Source organism: Streptomyces mayteni (genome assembly GCF_054783955.1).
On sequence record NZ_BAAGPR010000137.1, the window covers coordinates 1 to 17236 of the forward strand.

General features: G+C 69.8%; 15 protein-coding genes. 9 read left to right on the forward strand and 6 right to left on the reverse strand.

The features are described 5' to 3' along the window. A partial coding sequence (locus ACYVPE_RS35310; RefSeq protein ID WP_461037898.1) for a sigma factor occupies positions 1-395 on the reverse strand: 395 nt, incomplete at its 3' end. Between the two features lie 106 nt (positions 396-501). On the opposite strand from ACYVPE_RS35310, the gene ACYVPE_RS35315 reads away from it, so the two are divergent. The 5 genes from ACYVPE_RS35315 to ACYVPE_RS35335 all read left to right on the forward strand — a co-directional run bounded on the left by ACYVPE_RS35315 (position 502) and on the right by ACYVPE_RS35335 (position 6709). Next, a complete protein-coding gene (locus tag ACYVPE_RS35315) occupies positions 502-1977 on the forward strand; it encodes a polymorphic toxin-type HINT domain-containing protein (RefSeq protein WP_461037899.1) in 1476 nt (491 codons plus the stop codon). Further along, entirely contained in the window at positions 1965-2627 is a 663-nt protein-coding gene (locus tag ACYVPE_RS35320) for a hypothetical protein (RefSeq protein WP_461037900.1), read from the forward strand. The genes ACYVPE_RS35315 and ACYVPE_RS35320 overlap by 13 nt, the downstream gene beginning before the upstream one ends. Before the next feature lie 13 nt (positions 2628-2640). After that, a complete protein-coding gene (locus ACYVPE_RS35325) occupies positions 2641-3063 on the forward strand; it encodes a hypothetical protein (protein ID WP_461037901.1) in 423 nt (140 codons plus the stop codon). After that, positions 3060-5969, forward strand: coding sequence for a LamG domain-containing protein (locus ACYVPE_RS35330; RefSeq protein WP_461037902.1), 2910 nt, complete (start codon positions 3060-3062; stop codon positions 5967-5969). The genes ACYVPE_RS35325 and ACYVPE_RS35330 overlap by 4 nt, the downstream gene beginning before the upstream one ends. Positions 5970-6064: 95 nt before the next feature. Then, positions 6065-6709 (forward strand): hypothetical protein, encoded by a 645-nt coding sequence (locus ACYVPE_RS35335; protein ID WP_461037903.1) that lies wholly within the window; start codon positions 6065-6067, stop codon positions 6707-6709. A 104-nt stretch (positions 6710-6813) separates the two neighbouring features. Here the strand turns inward: ACYVPE_RS35335 and ACYVPE_RS35340 are convergent, their stop codons facing one another. Further along, complete coding sequence (locus ACYVPE_RS35340; protein WP_461037904.1) at positions 6814-7518, reverse strand: NIPSNAP family protein; 705 nt, start codon at positions 7516-7518, stop codon at positions 6814-6816. Between the two features lie 98 nt (positions 7519-7616). Between ACYVPE_RS35340 and ACYVPE_RS35345 the strand changes: the two genes are divergently transcribed. The 4 genes from ACYVPE_RS35345 (at position 7617) to ACYVPE_RS35360 (ending at position 10011) form a co-directional block, all read left to right on the forward strand. Further along, positions 7617-8594 (forward strand): helix-turn-helix transcriptional regulator, encoded by a 978-nt coding sequence (locus tag ACYVPE_RS35345; RefSeq protein WP_461037905.1) that lies wholly within the window; start codon positions 7617-7619, stop codon positions 8592-8594. A 171-nt stretch (positions 8595-8765) separates the two neighbouring features. Next, positions 8766-9596 carry a helix-turn-helix domain-containing protein gene (locus ACYVPE_RS35350; protein WP_461037906.1) on the forward strand — a complete coding sequence of 277 codons (831 nt, stop codon included), beginning with the start codon at positions 8766-8768 and terminating at the stop codon, positions 9594-9596. A 6-nt stretch (positions 9597-9602) separates the two neighbouring features. Beyond that, positions 9603-9803: a DUF397 domain-containing protein gene (locus ACYVPE_RS35355; RefSeq protein WP_461037907.1), complete on the forward strand. Its 201-nt coding sequence runs from the start codon at positions 9603-9605 to the stop codon at positions 9801-9803. A gap of 13 nt (positions 9804-9816) precedes the next feature. Continuing rightward, a complete protein-coding gene (locus tag ACYVPE_RS35360) occupies positions 9817-10011 on the forward strand; it encodes a hypothetical protein (RefSeq protein WP_461037908.1) in 195 nt (64 codons plus the stop codon). Between the two features lie 149 nt (positions 10012-10160). Here the strand turns inward: ACYVPE_RS35360 and ACYVPE_RS35365 are convergent, their stop codons facing one another. The 4 genes from ACYVPE_RS35365 to ACYVPE_RS35380 form a co-directional block, all read right to left on the reverse strand. Beyond that, the gene (locus tag ACYVPE_RS35365) at positions 10161-10667 is read right to left on the reverse strand and encodes a Uma2 family endonuclease (RefSeq protein WP_461037909.1); all 507 of its coding nucleotides are present in this window, start codon (positions 10665-10667) and stop codon (positions 10161-10163) included. Positions 10668-10822: 155 nt separating this feature from the next. Further along, a complete protein-coding gene (locus ACYVPE_RS35370; RefSeq protein ID WP_461037910.1) occupies positions 10823-12070 on the reverse strand; it encodes an RNA polymerase sigma factor in 1248 nt (415 codons plus the stop codon). A 35-nt stretch (positions 12071-12105) separates the two neighbouring features. After that, positions 12106-14901, reverse strand: a complete 2796-nt coding sequence (locus ACYVPE_RS35375) for an NHLP bacteriocin export ABC transporter permease/ATPase subunit (protein WP_461037911.1) — start codon at positions 14899-14901, stop codon at positions 12106-12108. Positions 14902-15011: 110 nt separating this feature from the next. Continuing rightward, a complete protein-coding gene (locus ACYVPE_RS35380; protein ID WP_461037912.1) occupies positions 15012-17141 on the reverse strand; it encodes an NHLP family bacteriocin export ABC transporter peptidase/permease/ATPase subunit in 2130 nt (709 codons plus the stop codon). Positions 17142-17236: the final 95 nt, after the last annotated feature.

Genomic DNA, 17236 nt, shown 5'->3' on the forward strand with positions numbered 1-17236 from the left:
GCCCGGCAGCGCCGCGCGGCGTCGGCCTCCCGGGCGCCGATCGCCCGCGGCTCGCGCCGCAGCAGCGCCGCCACCCGCTCCTCCACCGTCGCGCCCGCCCCGTCCCCGCTCCCGGCCGGCGGGCGCCGGCACCTGGCGGCGACGATCCGCCCCAGCCACTCCGGGAAAGCGGCCTGGCCCCGGAACTCGGGCAGCCGCCGCCACGCGTCGACGAACGCCTCCACCACGACGCCCTCCGCGGCGGCCTGCTCCCCCAACTCCGCGCGGGCCGCCTCCAGCGCTCCCGGGACGTGCCGCCGCAGCAGCTCCCCGAACGCCTCCTCGTCCCCTTCGCCGGCCCGCGCCGCCAACAGCGCGTCGGGCGCCGGCACTCCTGGCTCCGCCTCGCCCTTCACCGTCGGCTCCCTCCTGCCGTCCCGTGGGCCGTGCAGCCTACGACGCCCCTGCCGGCCGCCGCCACGCGCCCCCGATGGAGCACACGCGTACCCCGCCGCCGGTGGCATGACTCAGCCAAGCCGCTCGCCCTGGCCCGGCAGCTGCGGCTTCGTCGGTGGCGTCGTCGATGACACCGGGCTGACCCATCTGGGCGCACGCGAATACGACCCCGGTCTGGGCAGGTTCATCTCGCTCGACCCGGTGATGGACCTCACCGACCCCCAGCAACTCCATGGCTACGCCTACGCCAACAACAACCCGACGACCTTCTCCGACCCGACCGGTCTTCTTCCGTGGAAGAAGAACCCCTCGGCGTCCCAGCCCAAGAAGAACAACAACCACAACGCCGGCCCCACGAAGAACACCGGCTTCGGCGGAAAGGGGACCGGCGGAAGCCACTCGGGATTCGGGCGTGGGGGCGGGGGCGGTTCGACTACCCTGACTCAGGCGAGTTATGGGGCCTCTGATGACTCAGACGATGAGCGCGCACCCTCTGGCGGCTTCGGCGCTTACAACCCCTTCAGGCCGCTGCAAGAATTCAGCGAAGGGCTCAACCCGTTTTCCTGGGGTCGAAGAATCCTGGATTTCGCGCTGCCAGACGTTGAATCTGCAGTGAAATGTGCGCGGGCCCCTGGCGTTAACGGAAACTGTGGATCCGCCGTTCTGGAGTTCGCCCCCTGGGGCAGAGTGCTGAACAAGGTTAAGGATGCCGTGCGCGTGCTCAGTGATCTGCGCCGCGGTTGCAACAGCTTCCTCCCTGAGACGCAAGTGGTGATGGCAGACGGGACAACCAAGCCAATCGAGGACGTTGAGATCGGCGACGAGGTTCTGGCGACCGATCCGGAAACTGGTGAAACGACTGCGCGGACCGTTACAGCCGAAATAGTCGGAACCGGCGAAAAAGACTTGGTCACGTTGAGTATCGCCACAGAGCAGGGCAGAGCTAGCACCATCACAGCAACAGAAGGCCACCCTTTCTGGGTGCCGGAACTCGACACATGGATCGAGGCTGGTCAACTCGCTGCAGGCATTTGGCTGCAGACCCACACTGGCGCCAGGGTCCAAATCGTAGCCGTCAGTTACGGCGTAGCCACGGCGACCGTCCGAAACCTGACAGTCGAAGGTGTGCACACGTACTATGCGATCGCGGGTGAGGCCCCAGTACTTGTGCATAATGCGGGCAATTGCTCGGTGGATGGAGTTCCACATGGTGTGATCGGAGAGGCTGCCACGCTTGATCGCCTGCAGCGGGAAGGGTATAGCAATATCGTTCCTGAAGTTCGTTTCAGGAACAGTCAAGGGGATGTCTTCCGGGCTGATTTTGTGGCCAGGCATCCAGATGGTGGCTGGGTTGCTGTCGAGGTCAAAACTGGGTCCGGAGCTACTGTCAGTCCTAATCAGAGTGTCGGTTATCCTGAATTGACAGATAGTGGCGCTGTGCTCGATACTAGCAGGCTGTCCGATTTTGGTTTGGAGCAGGGAGATCGTGTGCGCATGAGACTGGAAATTGACGTATGGGAGTGTGGTACATGCAGCCCCTGATGGAGCAATCGGTGCAATTGATTGCGGATAGGTTTGCGGGACGTGGTTGGTCCCCGTCGCCCCAAGAAGATCCTGCTTTTCAAATCGAACACGGTAGTGAAATCGTCTTTCGCGTCGGACTCAATGTGGCCGTCAAGGATTACGGTGTTGCCTTTTTCCCCTCTCTCGGTGTGCGGCATGTTGAAACTAGTCGCTTGGTGAGGAAATTTAAAGGAGGAGGAGAAGGGCGAGGAGAGGCTGCCACCTTTGGGTGCACCTTGATGGATCTGATGCGACAACACGGGTGTGCGGTTTCCCCGTATGTCCGATGGTTCTTTAAGGCGGCTGAGGAGATCCCCGATGTGGTGAATCGAGTTTGCAAGGACGCTGAGACCTACGGGACTGATTTTTTCTCCTCCCTCGCGACTTTGGAGGATCTGATCCGCAGGCTTGAGAATGAGGATCGCTATCAAGCGCTAAATGGGAACCTGGCCGTCGCTTATGCATTGGCTGGCAGGCGAGACGATGCCACGAGGGTGCTGCAAGCGTACATGGCAGACGCTATCGGTCAGCCAACTCCTATGGTGGATCGATCCTGGCGTTTTGTTAACTCATTCGTTTCCTACTTTAACCTGGATTCTTCTTCGTTTTCATTTGGCGCGGAAGGGTGATGATTGGGTCATCGTGGAACGTGTGGGGGGAGTGTGGGCGCGGCTGGAAGCTGCGCGGTCGGGTGTTGAATTCTTCAATACTCCATCATTCCTCCGTCTTGGGGGATTCCGTCAATGGGTGCTTTCCATTCTGGACCTACTCGGGGCAGAGTCTGACCCGCAATTGGTGTACATGGAATCAGCCGCCGTCGATGTCGACGAACTCGTGCTGCAGTTCGACGACGCCTTTCATGTTGCGCGTGCCAGGCTTGGTGACGGGTCACTAAGCTCGGCGGACTTCGAGTACTTGCAAGTGATCAATGATTTTCTGGCCGCCATCAGCAATGATTCTGACCGGGTATGGAGCCGCGAAGGTCTTAGCGGTGGTGCGGAATGGCGAGAATTGCGCCACTTGTCGAGGCGCGCAGCGACTGCATTGGAGAACACCTGGAGATGAACCTGAACTCGGGAAGGCGTGCCGCGCTGTCCGGCACTATGGTTGTGGCCATGGCGATCGGTTCGCTGGCCGGAGCAAGCCTGCCAGCGGCGGCGAATGAGTCGGAATCACGGTTGTCTGGGCCGAGCGCCGATGATAACCAACCACCACCACAGATACTTACATCTCAGTTGTCCTTGGACGCCGGCAGGGCTTGTGCGCCGGCTGCTAGTCCCGTTGACGTCAATACCGCGCGCCAGGTCTACGCCGCCGACGTCATCGACCCGAACGGGGACCGGGTGGCGGTGGAATTCCGTGCCTATTGGGATTCTGGTGACGGCCAGGGAAATATCGTGCGTTGGGCGCCTGGCCTTACCACCTTCAAGTCATCGGGTTCTGAATTCTCGATGTCATTGCCAAGCGGACTGCCGCGCGAAGGCCTGGTGCAGTGGGAGGCGCGTTCCTACGACGGAGTCGAGTACTCGCCCTGGTCATCGAGTGGCGGTCAGGACCGCTGTCACTTCGTCTACAACACCAGCGTGCCGTCCGCCCCCGCGGTCAGCTCGTCCGAGTACCCGGAGTCCGATCCCGCTGATCCGTTGGACTCCGACTATGACGGGGTCGGGAGGTCGGGTTTCTTCACCTTCTCCAGCTCCGACCCGGACGTCAACCGCTATCGCTATCGTTTCGCCTCTGGTAGCCAGGTGACCGCCAGTCAGGATGTCGCCACCACTGGGGGTGAGGCGCGGACCGTCAGGCTTGTTCCCGAAGAGCGGGGGCCCAACGTCCTGTATGTTCGGGCACTCGATACGGCCGGGAACGCCTCGTCCAAGCGCGCCTACATATTCCGCGTCGGCGCTGGTACGCCGGCACGTGCAGTGTGGGGTCTGGATGAGGAAGCGGGAGCTACCGAGACGTGGAGCGAGGGTGGGCCCTGGCAGGCAAGACTCGAGGGTGACGTCACGGTGGGCGGTGAGGGGGCACGGGGTAACGGCCTTCACCTTGCCGGAACCGGCGGCGGCTACGCGCGGGTTCTCGGCTCGACGGTAGACCCTTCCGATGGGTTCACCGTCTCCTTCTGGGCCCGCCTTCCCGAGGCTGGGGTCACGACCACCAGCACTGCCGTCTCCCAGACAGGGGACAGCGTCTCCGCTTTTGACCTCACCGTTGACCCGGGCACCGGTGGCTGGTCCCTTGGCCTGTCGGAGTCCGACGCGGCGGACTCGGAGGTGACCCGACTCCGACAGAACTCGGCGGCGTCTCTCGGGGAATGGACACACGTCGCGGGTGTGGTCAACGCCTCCGAAGGCGAAGCGCTGCTGTATGTCGACGGCCGTCGTGTTGGCTCGGCGACGTTCGACGGCAGTTGGGGGACGCGTGGCAATACGGTGCTGGGCGCTCGACTCGCCGGCCGGACCCTGGACCAGTACTTCGCGGGTGACCTCGACGAGGTGCAGTTCCATGACTACGGCTTGAGCGACTCCCAAGTCGCCTCCCTCGCCGAGCACCAGTCCGTCGTCTCTGGTGGGCGTCCCGCCACCGCGATCTGGTCTTTCGAGGAATCGGCCGGCGCCACCAGCGTCACGGGCCGTGCCCAGCGGGTCGCGGCCACCGTGAACAGCGGCGTGACGTTGGGCGCCGAGGGGGAGTTCGGCGACTCGGCTCGTTTCGACGGGGTCACGGGCGCCGTCGCCAGCGGCCAACCGATCGTTGATGCCGCGCAGTCGTTCGCCGTTTCGGCCTGGGTGAATCTGCCGCGTGACAAGGCGAACCGGGACATGGTCGTCGCCGCGCAGACGGCGGACGATGGCTCGGGCTTCGCACTTGTCCACGTGGCGGACGGACAGGGCTGGACCATGCGTCGCTGGAGTGGCGGCGGTGGCACTGTCGTGCAGGCGAGCCAGTCTCCGTGCGTGGCGTCTGCGCCCGACTGCGTGGCGGCCGGCCTCGGTACCTGGACGCATGTCGTCGGCGTCCATGACGTCGACGCCCAGGAGATCCGCGTCTTCGTCAACGGTGAGCTGGCCGGCTCGGCACCCTTCACCGAGGCTCTGTCCTCCAACGGCGCCTTTACCATCGGCGCAGCCGATCGCTCTGGGGACGGCCTGTCCGACCACCTGGCCGGCCGGATCGACAACGTTCGTGTCTTCGACCGGGTGGCGACGGCGCACGAGGTCGAGCTGCTGTCCGCGCGGACGCAGGAGGTCGCTGGCCGGTGGCAGTTCGAGAGTGCCGAGTCCGGGACCACGCCCGACGCGTCCGAGAACGGCAACCCGCTGACGCTGGGCGGTGACGCAGGCATCGGCACCGGCTGGGTCGACTTCAACGCACTGGTGCTCGATGGTCTCGACGACTACGCGACCACTGACGGCGTTCCCGTGGACACGTCCGACAGCTTCACCGTCACGGCCTGGGCCCAGGCGGCCACCGCCCCAAGCGGGGGGATGACACTGGTGAGTGCGCCGGGGGCCAACAACAGCGCCTTCGCGGTACGGTTCGAACCCGACCCGGAGAACGAGGGGCGGGGTCAGTGGCAGGTCGTGTTGCCGGACGAGGACGCACCTGGCGCGACCGAAGTCCGGGTCTCGCATACCCAGTTCCTCGACGTACGGGACTGGAACCATGTGGCGCTGGTCTACGATGCCCCTCGCCGTGAGGCGCGACTCTACGTCAACGGACTGATTCAGGACTGGACTTGCCCGGACCCGCCCACTGAGTTCTGCGGTCCGGTGTCATGGGCCGACGAGGTGATCACGCACCAGGCCACCGGGTCACTCGAAGTGGGACGGGCCAGGGTCGGCGGAGCCTGGGCCGAGCACTGGGGTGGTTCCATCGACGATCTCTGGCTGTTCCGAGGCGCGTTGAGTGACGAACAGATCAGGCGGCTCGCCATCTCGCTCTATGGAATGCCGACCGAGGTCCCGTAGGGCGACTGAATGCCCGCACACCTTTTGCCCACCCCGCCAACTGGCCGGGTGGGCACAGGGCGTAGGGAGGCACCGTGAGAGATGGATTGGTTGGGGTGGCGCGAGGGATCGGTCTGCTGATCCTCGTGCTCGGCGGACTCGACGTCGCGACGCAGTTGATACCCAGGTCCGCCACCGTCGAGGACCTGGTGGCGGATGCGCGTCGCGAGGAGTTCGTGGTGCACGTCTCCACCTACTCCTCCCCGCCCGAGCTGAGGGCGAGGTGGAGTACGGGTTTCCTCGGCACCCGGGAGATCGTGGAGCCGCTGGAGGGGCTGTCGCCGGAGGAGGACTTCGTCGCGCGCGTGGAGTCGGCGATGGGGGACGAGGCGCGGGAGTTGGTGACGGACGGCCGGGATCCGTCGACTGACGTCGGTGGGTTGGCCATCGTCGTGCCCCTGGCGTATGTGAGGCTCGTCTCCAGTGCGTGGCTGGCGTGGGGCGTCGTCGGGTGCTGCGTGGCTTCGCTGGTCGCCATGATGGTGCGGGACAACCAGGGGCATCGCGCGCCAAGCGCGGGCTACTGGTTGGCGCTCTCGCTGCTGAGCGGTGTGGGCTTCGCCGCCTACCTGTGGTCGGAACCGCGGCCGTTGCTGGGCAGCGGCGGCGCGATGAGCGGCTGGCGGGTCGCGGGTGCCACGGCGGTGTGGGGCGGGATCGCCGTGGTGGGGTTGGCGGTCTTGGCGTTGATCAGATGGTGAGGCGCCGATCATTCGGTGGTCGGAGGCCGGGGGTCCTGAACCGAACGCTTGGAGAATCCAAGTGTTCGGCAACGGGGGTGGGGTGACCCTGCGGCGGCGCGCAGTCAGTTGAGCGAGCGGCCGGTGGGGGCCAGGCGCAGGGTTCGGGGGGAGGCGGACTGCGCGCGTTCGAGGGCCGGCAGGATCTCGGCTCGGGCGAGGGGGTGGTCCCGGAGGGCGGCGAGGTGGAGGCGGTGGGTGTCCTCGTCGGGGTACGAGGTGATGACCGCGGTGACGTTCTCCCCGGTGCGGACGGGCAGCCTGGTGAAGGTGTTGGGTGCGGTCTCGGTCGTCAGGGCGGCGAGTGGCGCGGGGCCCGTCTCGTGGAGGAGGGGGAGGAGGCCGTCCCGGATCAGGGCGATGCCGTCCTGCTGGCCGGGAGGGAAGGACCACAGGGTGGCGGCGACGAATCGCTCGGGCGCCGGGGGCCGGTCGGTCGGGGTGGTGGCGAAGGCGCTGTCGGCGGAGAGGGGGCGCAGGAGGAGGACGTCGTCGGAGTCGAGCATGGTGGCGTTGGCCTGCGGGCCGTGTTTGGCCCAGACCGGGCCGTCGTAGAAGGCGGTCAGCGCGCGGTGGCGCGTCGGCATGTCGCGGAAGCCCCGTAGCCAGACGAAGCGATCCGGGTCGTCGAGGTCCCGGAACTGGCCGAGCACCGTCATCCCGACCTCCTCCTGGGTTTCCACGAACTCCCGGTCGAAGAGCTCGATGAGCTCGTCGCGCCGGCCGGGACGCAGCGTGTACTGACGAAGCTCGATCACGGTGGGTGGCACGGGGGGGCTCCTGTTCGGTTCTTACGGGTCCGGGCGCGGACCGACGGTAGGGGAGCCGTGTGTCAGGGGCTGTCAGGGTTTCCCGGGAGAATGCGTCCATGTCCGCTGGTCGACTGCTCTCGGTGCTGCTGTTGCTGCAATCCCGTGGCCGTGTGTCCGCGCGCGGGCTCGCCGACGAGCTGGGGGTGTCGGTGCGGACCGCGTACCGTGACGTGGCGCGGTTGCAGGCCGCCGGGGTTCCGGTCTACGCGGAGCCGGGGCGCGGGGGCGGCTACCAGCTGCTCGATGGTTACCGCACCCGTCTCACCGGAATGAGCGAGGGCGAGGCGCGGGCGTTGTTCCTCGCCGGGCTGCCGGGTCCCGCCGCCGACCTGGGGCTCGCGGCGGAGGTGGCGGCGGCACGGTTGAAGCTGCTGGCCGCGCTGCCGACGGGGCTGCGCGAGGAGGCGACGCGGACCGCGGCGGTGTTCCACCTGGACGCGCCCGGCTGGTACCGGGAGCCCGAAGAGACGCCGCATCTGCTGCTGTTCGCCGATGCCGTCCTCAACGGGCGTGTGGTGGACGTGCGTTACCGCCGCTGGCGGGCGCCGCAGGAGGTGGAGCGCCGACTACGTCCCTACGGGCTGGTCCTCAAGTCCGGGGTCTGGTACCTCGTGGCCGCCGGGGAGAGCCGGATCGCGACCTACCGGGTCACCCAGGTCCTCGACGCGGTGCCGAGCGACGAACGGTTCGACCGGCCACCGGACTTCGACCTGGCGGCGTACTGGACCTCCTACCTGGACGACTTCCGGTCGCGCCGCTTCACCGGCACCGCCACCGTCCGGCTGTCCCCGCGGGGACGCCGACGCCTGCCCGACAACGTTCCGCCGGAGGTGGTCCAGGCGGTCGACGCCACCGCGACCGCCGTCGGCGACGACGGCTGGGTCGAGGCCGTCATCCCGACCGAGAGCACCGCGCACGCGTGCGGCGAACTGCTGCGGCTCGGCGTCGACGTGGAGGTCGTCGCGCCGGCCGAACTGCGGCAGGCCATGGCCGCGACGGTGGGCGCACTCGCCGGAACGTACGGGCTCGGATGAGGGCGGTCGGACGCCGGTGCGCGCCCTCGGCCGCATCCGCGCGCCGGTCGGGTATCGGTGCTTTCTGTAGCTGATCGGCTACAGGGCTTGTCGTATCGCCGGTACGCTCGCCGGCAGGGAGACGTGGCCTGTTCGGCGGGTCGCGTGCCCGTCTTCGAAGAGGGGCGGTTGATGGCCGCACACACGTCAGAACCACCGCGATCGCCGGCGCGGCTTCAGTATGCGGCGGAGCTCGCCCTGCTGCGGAAGGAATCCGGGATGTCCCTCGGCCAGTTGTCGGAGGTCTCGTCGTTCGACCGGTCCTATCTCCACAAGTTGGAGAAGGGGGTGCGTCTCGGCGACCTGGCGACGGCCAGGCGGCTGGACCAGGTGTACGGGACGAAACGGAGCCTCCAGAACCTGTGGAAGCTCGCGAAGGACGACGCGTATCTGGGTCGCTACCAGCGCTTCATGGCGCTGGAGCCCAGGGCCACGGTCATGCAGATGTACGTGCCGCAGACGGTCCCCGGGCTGTTCCAGACCGAGGAGTACGCCCGGGAGTTGCTGTGGTCCACGCCGCACCATCCGGACGAGGAAGAAGAGTTCGAGGAGCAGCTCGCGCTTCGGATGGCCAGGCAGGAGATCGTGCGGGGCGGCGAGTCCGGCCAGACGCATCTGCGAGTGATCCTGGACGAGGCCGTTCTGCGGCGTCCGCTGCGGGATCGCGATGCCTGGCGCCGGCAGCTCCAGCGGCTGCTGGACGAGGCGGAGTTGCCGAACGTCACCGTGCAGGTGTTGCCGTTCGAGACGCCGGTGAACGATCTGCTGGGCGGATCATTGATCATCCTGTGGCTGCCGGAGGGGGAGGCGGCGGCGTATCTGGAGGGCAGCAAGTCGGGGGAAGTGATCGAGGAACCGGAGGAGGTGGAACGGCTCAAGCTGTCCTACGATCGGCTGAGAGACCTGGCGCTGTCGCCGCAGGACTCGGTGGAGTTCATCCGATCCCTTTTGAAGGACGGCTAGAGAATCATGCGAGCCCGTCGACCCGAGCTGAGTAACGTCCGCTGGCGCAAGAGCAGTTACAGCAACGGGGGAGCCAACAACTGCGTCGAGGTGGCGGACGGCTTCGCCGGGGTGGTGCCCGTCCGGGACAGCAAGGCGCCCGAGGGGCCGGCGCTGGTCGTCCCGGCCGGGGCCTGGGCCGCGTTCGTGCGGAGCGCGAAGCGTTGAACCGGGCCTGCGCGTGAGCGATTCCGATTGGTACGACGACCGTCAGTACGAGGACGCGGTCCGGCGAGCGGACCGCACGACGCGGTTCGGCTGGGCGGCGATCGCCGGCACGGCGGGCGCGCTCGGCTGTGCGCTGATCGCCGCTGCCGTGGCCTGTGCCGTCATCGGCTTGTTGTCCCTGTTCCTCGTCGTGGGCACGAACTACTAGAACGGGCCCGTGAGGCCGGCAGCCTGCCGGGAGGGTTCGTGGAACCGGCCGCGCCATCGGCGCCGATGGCCTCGGAGCCCACCTCCGCCGCTCTCCACCAGTAGCCCAGCATCCCTCGGCGGAACTGAGCGACGTGCCAACCGCGGTGATCAGTCCGATGTGGGCATCAGGGCCGCGGTCTCCAGCACGAAGTCGAACGGTTTGGGGATGTGAACCGTCTCGCCGAAGTTCGCGTCCTCACGGCATCGATATCGCCCGTTCTCGGGCTCCGCGAACAGTGTCACGGTCTTCGCCCTGGCGTCCACGATCAAATACAGCGGCACGCCCATGACGGGATAGTCCCGAAGCTTCCCCACCCAGTCGTTCTCCGGGTTACTCGGCGAAACCATCTCCACCGCGATCAGTGCCATGCCCGCGGGAACGTCATGCTCCGGAAGGTCAACGGACTCGTCCGGCAGGTACGTGAGGTCCGGGTTGCGCACCTTGCCCACCTGTGCGGCGGCGATATCGCTGTTCCCCGAGCCGAAGTACCCGGTCGGGCAGTGAGCGTCGAACTGGCGTTGAATGATCGCGAGATTCCGCTGGTGTAGGGCGGACGGAGACGCCTGCATGACGATCACATCGCCGCTGAGTTCAACCTTCACGTTCTCGGGCACGGCTCGCCGAGCATGCTCAAGCAATTCGTAGTGGCGTGGATTCATTGGGCCGCCCCTCACGCATGACCGATTCCTGTCGAGTCCATCATAGGGAAGGACGGTCACGGGCCCCGCCGAGCAGTCCGAGGCGTCGTTTGCCAGGAACCTGGATTTGATCAAGGAGATCGAGGGCTGGCCGTCGCGCCGTCGGGCAGTAGGCCGGGGAGGGACGGCGGTTCCGTCGGTGTGGGCCCGGGCGTGGGGGTCGGCGGGAGTGTCGGGTCGGGGATGAGGTCGGGGACCTCGGGGGCCGGGGGCGGTGGGCAGTCGGGGTGGGTGAGGAGCGTGGGGGCGGTGTTGCCGAGGAGGCAGAGGAGGTCGGTGAGGCCGGTCCCGGACGGGGTGGTGGGGGGAGTCGGGGACGGGGAGGTCGGCTCGACCGGGTCGGCGGCGGTCGGGGCGGGGGTGGACGGCGTCGGGGTGGGAGTGGGGGACGTGGGGTCCGTCGAGGGGGTGGGCTCCGGGGTCGTGGGCGGGGCCGAGGTCGTGGGGGGACGCTGGGCTTCGGGGAGGGGTGGGGGTACGGCGCCGACCGCCGGCACGGCGGGGCCGACGAGGACGGCGACGGTGGTGGCGATGGCCACCTTGCCGACGATGCCGCCGGCCGACCACGGGATGGTGGCCTGGGCCACCCAGCCGGCCGCCGCGACCGGGAGCAGGCCGCGCAGCGTGGCGTTGACGTCGGCGAGTTCCAGGTAGGCGGCGCGGCAGCGGGCGCAGTCGTCCAGGTGTTGCCGCAGGCCGCGGGCCGCGGCCGAGCCGCGGACGAAGGAGCCGAGCTTGCGGGCGTAGCGGCGGCAGTCGGCGTCCTGGTCGGTGACGGCGTCGTTGACGTGGGCCTGGAGGTACGCCTGGCGCAGGCCCTCGCGGGCCCGGAAGGCGAGGACGGCGGTGGCGTTCTTGGTCAGGCCGAGATCGCGGCCCACCTGGGCGAGTGGCTGGCCCTCGACGGCGGTGCGCCACAGCACCTCGCGCCACCGGTCGGGGAGGCTGGCGAACGCCTCGGCGAGCATGAGGCGTTCGGCGCGTCCCAGGGCCTGCGACTCGGCGGAGGGGAGCGGGGAGAGGGCCGGCGGTGGGGGAGTGGGGGCGTGGCGGCCGGCGGCCATCCGGCGGACCATGGCCAGCAGGTAGTCGCGGACGGACGTGCGGGGGCCGCCGCCCGTGCGGACGGCGGCGAGGGTGCGGGTGAACGTCTCGCCGGTCAGGTCGTCGGCGGCCTGGTCGGAGACGCCGCTGCCCTTGGCGTGCAGCCACACGGTCCGGCGGTGCCTGCGGTACAGCTCGGCGAAGGCGGCGCTGTCGCCGTCGCGGGCGCGGGCGAGCAGGAGGGGGTCGTCCGAGGGTGGGGGCTGGTCGTGCATAGGGCTCGTCTCTCCCGTTCTGGCGAACTCAGTCGTCACTCGATCTGCCGGCGCACCAACTCGTGGAAGAGCCCGGTGGGGTCGGCCAACAGCGCGGCTGGCGGGCCCTGTTGGACGATGCGGCCCTCGGACATGACGAGCACCCGGTCCGCGTCCATGACGGTGGAGAGCCGGTGGGCGATCACGATCCGGGTGGCGCGCAGCGCCCTGGTGGCGGCGGTGACGACGCGCTGCGCCTCGTTGTCGAGGGCGCTGGTCGCCTCGTCGAAGAACAGGATCCGTGGCCGGCGGATCAGCGCCTGGGCGATCATCAGGCGTTGCCGCTGGCCGCCGGAGACGGTGGAGCCGCCGTCCGAGAGGATGGTGTGCATGCCCATCGGCATGGCCTTGATGTCCTCGGCCAGGCCGGCGAGCGCCGCGGCCCCCCACGCCTCCTCCAGCGTGTACGAGCCGGTGCCGCGGATGCAGTCGAGGAGCGAGCCGGTGAGCGGCGCCGCGTTCTGCAGCACCACGCCGCACTGGCGGCGTACGGCCGCCCGGTCGAGGGCGGCCAGTTCCTGGCCGTCGTAGCGGACGCTGCCGGTGAGCGGGTCGTCGAAGCCGATGAGCAGCCGCAGCAGCGTGGACTTGCCGCAGCCGCTGGGGCCGACGATGGCGACGAACTCGCCGGGGCGCGCCTCGAAGTCGACGTCGTCGAGGACCAGCGGGGCGCCCTCGGCGTAGCGGTAGGAGACGGCGCGGGCCTCCAGGTGGCCGGTGAGCGGCGCGGGTTGGGTGTCGGCGCCGGTGGTCACCTCGGGGACGGCCTGGAGGATCGGCCTGACCTGCTCGAACATCGGCAGTACGGCGGCGGCCGAGAGCAGCGCGCCGGTCAGCTGGGTGGCGGCGGACAGCAGCATGGTGACGGCGGTGTGGAAGGTCAGGAACTCGGCGGCCGACATGGAGCCCTGGGCCGGTCCCGCGAGCAGCATGAACATCACGAGCGTGCAGACCGGCAGGCAGACGGCGTTGAGCACGGTGATGGCGTTGGCGATCCGGCCGGCGCGCTGCTGGAGGTCGCGGGTGCGGGCGAACTCGCGGGCCCAGGCGGCGTAGGCGAAGCTCTCGGCGGCGGCGACGCGCAGCTTGGGGAGGGCGCGCAGGGTCTGGAACGCCTGGTTGTTGAGCCGGTTGCCGATGATCACGAGGCGTCGCTGGTAGCGGAGTTGCCACAGGCCGAGGGTGAGGAAGAGGGTGGCGACGGTGAGCAGCATGGCGAGGGCGACGAGGGCCAGCGGCACGCTGTAGACGAGGAGCAGCACCAGGTTGGCGGCGCCGATGGTGGTGGCCTGGAGGCAGGTGGAGCCGATGCCGGCCAGCACGCGGCGGATGGCGCTGATGCCCATGGCGGCGGAGGCGAGTTCGCCGGTGGAGCGGCCGCCGAAGAAGGTGGCGGGCAGCCGCAGCAGTCGGTCCCAGACGGCGGGTTGGAGGGTGGCCTCGACGCGTCCCGCCAACCGGAGCACGGCGGTGTTCTGGAGCAGCATGAAGACGGCCGCGACGACGGCGAGCGCGACGACCGCCACGCCGGCCTGCACGATGAGGCCGGTCTCGCCGCGGGGCACGAACTCGCCGAGCACCTGGCCGGTGGCGATCGGCACCAGGGCGCCGAGTCCGGCCGCGACGAGGCCGCCGACGGCGAGGTCGCGGAGCTCGCCGCGGGTGCCGCGCAGGCTGAAGCGGATCAGCCTTGGCAGGTCCAGAGGGCGGTCGGGCAGCGGGCGGTAGAGCAGCATGGCGTGCGGTTCGAGGTCGGCGGCGGTGGCGCGGTCGACGGGTTGGTGTTCTTCGGTGGTGGGGTCCGCGACGACGTAGCGGCCGCGGCGCCAGAGCAGGGCGACCGGGGCGCCGTCGGCGGCGCGCCTGCCCACCAGCGGGCCGCCGTTCTCGCGCCACCAGTGGCCGGTGAGCCTGACCCCGCGGGTGCGGACGTGGGAGGCGACGGCGATCGCCTCGATCGGGTCGGTGCCGGCGGCGGCCACGTCCGACGGCGCTGGCGGCCGGTTGGTGAGGGCGATGCGGGCGTCGGCGGCGACGAGGCGGCAGGCGGCGAGCGTGGCGTCGACGTCCGCGCCGGCACCGCGGGTGCGCGAAGTGCGGCCGATGGCGGCGAGCAGGGTCTGGTTCGCCTCGGTGCGGGCGGCCTCGCCGGCCTTGATGCCGGCGGCGGTGCGGTCCTCGTGGGCGCGTTCGAGTTCGCCGATCCAGCCGTCGAGCGCGTGCAGCAGCCGGCGTTGCTGGTCGACCATGCTCTGCCAGACGCCGGGGTCGATCAGCAGGGCGTGCGCGGCGGCCATGTCGTGGGCCGCACCGTACTGGACGCTGCCCGGCGGGATCGAGGGGCGCAGCACGTCGTCCTCGGTGCCGCCGAGCGGCGCCTGGTACAGCACCTGGAGGCCGCGGCCCATGCCCAGGGCGAAGGACTCCTCGACCGGGCTCGGCCAGCCGCCACCCGCGTGGTAGGCCGCCTGGTACGCCGCCGGGTGCAGCTCGCGCAGCTCGACGCGGTGCAGCCGGCTGCCGGGGAGCGGCCTGGCGACCAGGGTGCGGGCGGTGCCAGGCGCCGGGCCGAGCAGCAGGGTGCCGGCGGGCAGCCGGCCGAGGAAGTGGCGATGGCCCTGCCGGGCGGCGTCGACGGCGAACAGGTCGAGGGCGCCGGCCGCCACCAGCCACAACACCAGGGGCCCTTCAAGGGGCGCCTCGCGGGTGCCGGTGAGGTCGACGGGCGTGCCGAGCGCGCCGAAGGCCGTCAGCACCGGGTCGGGCACCTGGGCCGGCCCGGGCGTGGGCACCGGGGCCGCTCCCTGGGCGGGGCCCGGAGCCGGACCATGGGCGGGCGGCTGGGCGGGGTCCGGCGAAGCCGAATGCGGCACCGGGTCGGACGGTTGGACGGCGGTCACGCTCAACGCTCCCGAACGAGCGCCGCGTAGGCGCCACCGGCGGCCAACAGCCGTTCGTGGCGGCCGCGTTCGACGACGGCGCCGCGGTGCAGCACCAGGATCTCGTCGCTGTCCCGCACCGTGCTCAGCCGGTGGGCGATGACGACGCAGGCGCAGCCGCGGCGCCGCAGGTTGTCGATGATGGTCTGCTCGGTGGCGGCGTCCAGGGCGCTGGTCACCTCGTCGAGGACGAGGACGCTGGGGCGCCGCACCAACGCCCGTGCCAGTTCGAGGCGTTGCCGCTGGCCGCCGGAGAAGTTGCGGCCGTCCTGCTCGACGCGGCTGTGGATGCCGCCGGGGCGGCGGGCCACCACGTCGTCGTAGACGGCGGCGTCGCGCAGCGCCTCGATGACGGCGTCGTCGGGGATGGACGGGTCCCACAGCGCGATGTTGTCGCGGACGGTGCCGGCGAACAGGAACACGTCCTGGTCGACGAAGGAGACGGAGGCCGCGAGGGCGCCGCGCGGGATCTCGCCGAGCGGCGTGCCGTCGACCCGGATGGTGCCCTCCCACGGCGGGTAGAGGCCGGCGAGCAGCCGCGAGACGGTGGACTTGCCGCTGCCCGAGCCGCCGACCAGCGCGACCCGCTGGCCGGGCCCCACGGTGAGCGAGAACTCCCGCAGCAGCGGCGGGTCGAGGGGGCTGTAGCCGAAGGTGACGCCGTCGAGTTCGACGAGTCCGGTGAGGCGGCGGGTGCTGGGGGCCGGCTCGCGGCGGGTGTAGACGGGGTCGACGGGGAAGTTCTCGACGTCCTTGAGGCGGGCGACGTCGGCGGCGAAGTCCTGGAGCCGGCCGGCGACCCCGTTGAGGCGGGTGATCGGTGCGGTGAAGCTGGTCACCAGGGCCTGGAAGGCGACGAGCAGGCCGACCGTCAGATGGCCCTCGACGGCCCGCAGCCCGCCGACGGTCAGGATCAGCGCGCTGTTGAGGGCGGCGAGGGTGGGCGCGACGACGGCCAGCCAGGCGCTCGGCACGCCGAGCCGCTGCTGGGTGTCCAGGGTGGTGGCGTGCTGTCCTGCCCAGCGGCGGAAGAAGCCGTCCTCGCCGCCGGTGGCCTTCATCGACTCGATGAGGGTGAGCCCGCTGTAGGAGGTGTTGGTGAGCCGGGCGCTGTCCGCGCGCAGCTTCTGGGTGCCGGTGGCGCGCAGGCCGAGCACGATCCGCATGGCGACGACGTTGAGCAGCGCGACCAGCACGCCGAGGACGGTGAGCCCCGGGTCGTAGCTCCACAGCAGCAGCGCGTAGAGCAGCACGACGACGGCGTCGACGCCGGCGGCCGCCAGGTCGCGGGCGAGGACGTCGGCGACCGTGTCGTTGGACTGGAGGCGCTGCACCAGGTCGGCGGCGTTGCGCTGGGAGTAGAAGGAGACCGGGAGTCTGAGCAGGTGGCGCAGGAAGCGGGCGCTGCCGAGGGTGGCGGAGATGACGCGGCCGCGCAGCAGGTTGGCCTGTTGGACGGCGGTGAGGGTGGCGGTGACGGCGAGGGTGGTGGCCATGGCCGTGAACAGCACGTCGAGGCCGGACGTCTGCCCGCCGATCAGGAACAGGTCGACGTAGGTGCGGCTGAGCGCCGGCACGGTGGCGCCGGCGACCACCAGCAGCAGGCTGGCGAGCACGACGGCGAGCATGGTGCCCGACATGCCGCGCAGCCGGGCCGGCATGGCGCGCAGCACGCCGGGCGGGCGGCCGCCGCGCCGGAAGTCGGGTCCCGGTTCGAGGACGAGGACGACGCCGGTGAACGCGGCGTCGAACTCGTCGAGCGGCACGAACCTGCGGCCGTGCGCCGGGTCGTTGATCCGGGCGCGGCGCGGGCCGAGGAGGCCGAGGCGGCGGCCGATTCCCTCCAGGACGACGTAGTGGTTGAACTCCCAGAAGAGGATGGCGGGCGGCCGCACCTCGGCGAGGGCGGCCACGTCCATCTGCATGCCCTTGGCGGTGAGGCCGTGCCGGCGGGCCGCCTTGAGGAGGTTGCTGGCCCGGGAGCCGTCGCGGGAGACGCCGCAGGCGATGCGCAGCTCCTCGAGCGGCACGTGCCGGCCGAAGTGGCCGAGGACCATGGCCAGCGCGGAGGCGCCGCACTCCACGGCCTCCATCTGGAGCACGGTGGGGGTGCGGACCGACTTGGCAGCGCGCGGGCGGCGGGGCGTGCGGCGCCCGCGCCGGTGGGCGTGCGCGCGGCCGGTGGGCT